The sequence below is a fragment of the Armatimonadota bacterium genome (assembly GCA_035527535.1).
GTDB lineage: Bacteria > Armatimonadota > Hebobacteria.
This window is the reverse complement of record DATLAK010000181.1, coordinates 1-3,768: the sequence shown is the minus strand read 5'-3', so window position 1 is coordinate 3,768 and position 3,768 is coordinate 1. Positions and strand designations below refer to the sequence as shown.

At 66.2% G+C, this 3,768-nt stretch carries 3 protein-coding genes; all 3 read right to left on the bottom strand.

The window, feature by feature from the left end; all coding sequences use genetic code 11:
* Window positions 1-112: 112 nt before the first annotated feature.
* Window positions 113-2,407 carry a glycosyltransferase gene (locus tag VM221_13375; GenBank protein HUT75811.1) on the bottom strand — a complete coding sequence of 765 codons (2,295 nt, stop codon included), beginning with the start codon at window positions 2,405-2,407 and terminating at the stop codon, window positions 113-115.
* 117 nt (window positions 2,408-2,524) lie between these two features.
* On the bottom strand, window positions 2,525-2,896 hold the full coding sequence (locus tag VM221_13370) for a hypothetical protein (GenBank protein HUT75810.1): 372 nt from the start codon (window positions 2,894-2,896) through the stop codon (window positions 2,525-2,527).
* Window positions 2,893-3,768: hypothetical protein (locus VM221_13365; GenBank protein HUT75809.1), on the bottom strand; the 876-nt coding region annotated here is incomplete at its 5' end. The genes VM221_13370 and VM221_13365, both read right to left, overlap by 4 nt.

Here is a 3,768-nt window from a genome sequence, read left to right as displayed (position 1 = left end):
CTTGTCCCGGTCCCATGCGTCGGCATCATAGCCGCGCCGTTGCAGTTCCTCGATGACGTGCCAGCCGCGTTGCCGGGCCGTGGGGCACTGGCGGTCCCCATTGTTCCACAGCTCAAACCGTATCCGCACTTGCCGCCAACTCCCTCTCGATGATGGCCTCAAACGCGTCTGCGTAAGCGCCCCAGGAGTGCCGCTTGATTTCCTTGAGGCCGGCGAGCGCGATGCGCTGACGGTCGCGCGGGTTGTCAAGCAGCCACGAGACCGCCTCCACAATCGCCGCGGTGTCCCGGTGCGGAACCAGCTTGATGTTCTCGCCGTCAGTCGCGTAGTCCTCCACGCCGGTCGGTGTGCTCACCACTGCGGTCCCGCAGGCCATCGCCTCCCGCACCGTCAGCGGGCTCCCCTCGATGAGTGAGGCCAGCACGTACACCGTCGCCTCCGAGTAGAGCTTGGCGACAGCGTGCTCCTCGAATGTCCTGTGGTGGCGGACCTCGCACGGGAACTCCGGCGGCGGGTAGCCCAGCCAGTCGATCACGAGGTCGGGGTAGCGTCCCGCGAGTTCGGCGAGCGCAGGGATGAGGTAGTCGTGCCCGTCGTAGGGAACATGCTTGCCCTTCGTCACCACCAGAAGGTGCGGCGGGCCTGGCACCCGCCGCCAAGCGAAGTCGGCCTTCGGTGCGAACACGTACTTGTCCACGCCCGGCATGATCTGGCCGATGATGTCCATGCCGTACTTCTTGGAGAACTGGTGCATGTGGTCGGCGATGACCACCTCGCGGAAGCCCTTCAGCTCGAAGAGTTCCAGCCACGCAGCATGATCGGACCTGCCCTCGACCCAGGCCGGTTCGTCAGATTGCACGAGCCCGATGCGGGCGCGGCACGCCATCTTCTGCGCAACGCGGCGCGTGCTGAGGAAGGTCGCCACCACCACATCGTAGTAGTCGCGGACTGTCTCCCACGACACTACCGAGAAGTTGTCCCATTCCGGCGCGTAAATCCCGCGCTGCATCGAGACCTCGACGAACCAGCCCGCCTCCTCGAAGTGGTGCGCGAGCCGCCAGATGGCCTTCGTGCCACCAGAGGGACTGCCGCCCGCGACCACAAAACATATCGTCCGCTGCCCCGGCGCTGGATGGCGCGCGAGAATCGCAGGCACCTTCTCGGGGCGTTGGGCTGGGTCAATCTGCTTGTCTGCCCATGCCCGCCCGCCGTCCCGCCGGCGCCGCACACCGGGGGCCGACCACTTGGCGTAGAAGGCGGCATTGGCGGCGTCGAGGTCGCCCTTGTCCGCAGTGCGCCGGGTCAATCCCTGCCCAAAGCCGCTGTGCAGCGGGCCGCCAAGGTGACGCAGTTGCACCTCGCCGTCGAGCCATAACTCGAAGCCCGCTTCCTTGATGCGCCACATGAGGTCAGTATCGCCGCGCCCCTGCTGCGTGCGGAAGGGTTCGGTGTGAATCGTGCCCGCTTCCTCCTCGGCCCGCGCCACGGCCTCCCGGCGGAACAGGTTGTTGGCGCCGTAGAGGTCATACTTCTTCGGCGCGCGTCCCCGGCGTTCCAGGGCGTATATCTCTGCCCACGGGGCGATGACGCCGATCTCCGGCTGCGCCTGCATCCTCCGCACGAGCGGCCCCAGCCAACCCGGCGGCGGGAGCATGTCGTTATCGAGCCACGCGAAGAACGGGGAGTCGGTCTCATGGTAGGCGAGGTCGCGCCCGCCCGGGCAGCCGAGGTTCTCGCCGGGCTCCAGCACGAGGCACTGGCCCTCTGGCATACTCGCGGCGACAGTGCGGAAGTACTCGCCGACCGGCTCCTCGCTCCCGTTGTCCACCAGCACGAGCCGGAACGGTGCCCAGGTGTGCGCGAGGACGTGCGCCACGCAGGAGCGCGTGACCACAAGTTCGTCGTGCGCGAGGATCACAATGTCGGTGACGGGGTATAGCGCCTCCTGGTAGCGGGTGAGCCACGTTCGCTCGTCCTCCTCCGTGGCGACCTCCGCAGAGGGCAGGCCCGCCCGCTCTGCGAAGCCCCGGAAGGTGACGCTATCAGCGTGGGCAACGTGGGGGCGGAAGTCGAGCGTGAGACGGAGGTACTGCCACCACTGCATCTTCGGCTTGTCGCTGACGATATGCACCTCGCCGTACTCGCGCAGGCGGTCGGCTTCGTAAGCGTCCAGCGGGCCTTCGACGAGGAACAGCCAGGTCACCGCGCCAGGAGGCGAAGTACCTGCGATCTGCAAGGCCTCGATGATGGCCGGGTGTGTCGCCGCTACGTGGCGCAGCACTCGCAGGGGCTCGCCATTCGCGGACGGGTAGCCGGGGCCGGGGTAGCCGATCCACACGTCCTCTGCGACGGGGACAGACTGGGGGAGCGTGTCCTTCGGCTGCACGAGTTTGCTCGGTATGACCAACGCCGCGCCCTCCTGCATAGGCTGGGAACGGAGGGCGCGACGGTGGGCCTTGTTGCGTTCGCGAACACTGAGTGGCCCTGCGCCGACTTGCTGCACTTTGCTGCCCCTCTCTTACGCTCACGGCTCAAGCGCGGTGATCGCGCCCTGTATCTGCTGAATCATCCCCGCAGTGATGAGCAGCGCCACCGTCTGCCCCAACGCATGGGCCACGTCAGACGTGCCCTCCATCCCCCGCGTTATCACATACTCATCAGGGGCATACGCATACGGATACGGGTCCGGCCCAGTGACCTCGATGATCTCCATGCTCGGGTCGGCGTCAGGGTTCCGGTAACCGTAAAGCGCCGCATCCCAGATGGTCAGCCGGAACGGGTAGGTCCCCGGCATGTGAGCGGTGGAGGTCAGATTGACCGTCAGCGCACCTGCCGCCAGCGCCTCCTCCAGAGTCGTCACGGCGTTGTTCGTCGTCTTCAGCCATACGGTGCTCATGTATTGATACCTCCCATGTTTATCCCGATGGCGTTGACCGGCATACCGCCCTCGTCAGTCGTCCAGACCAGTTGTGCGAGGAAGCTGCTGTCCGCGTCGAAGCGCTCCATGTCCAGCGACAGGCGATGCTCTATGATCTGGTAGACGCTGTTGTCCTCGATCTCAATGTCCGGGCAGTCTACCACCCGCACGAACATGTCCGGGTAGAGGTCAACGCGCATCGGCATGTTCCATGTTATCACAGATTGCCCCGCGTTCCAATGCTCCGTCAGGAACTCCTGATAGAGTTCGCCGAGTGGCGCGTCGTCGGACTCAAGCACTATCGGCCAGTCGTCGCCGACCCCGGCCTTCCTGTTGGCGAGCGTCTGCGAGAGGTAGTACTCGACGCGCTCCTTCTCAGGCCCGCTACCGGACTCCAGTGTGGACGCCTTCAGGAAGTTGCGGAAGGCGCGGACGCTCTGCTCGTGGTCGATGTCGTAAGCGATCTGCGGCGCGTCCGTCTCCGCGTAGTCAATCTCATAGCTGATGGTCGAGACCCCCGCCTCATAGTCGGGCCGCCCCTCGTCAACCCACATGTCGTAGGCAGTGCCGCGCGTCCAGCACACGCGGATGTCGGCGGCGCGCTCGACCTCGGCGACATGGTTCCGCCAGGAGTCTCCGTCACGCGGCGCGAGCGACGGCTTGCTGGGAATGGGGTTGAGGGGTATGACCTGCGCCGCCACTGCCGGGGCGATGTAGAGCCTCCCGACCGCGATGCCCAGCCGGTCAGCGAGACCTGCCGCCCACTCCGTCACCGTCTGGCCGCCCGCCTGCCGAATGTCCCGCACGTCCTTCTGTGGCAGCCGCGCCGAGTCGAAGCCCGCCAGCTCCAC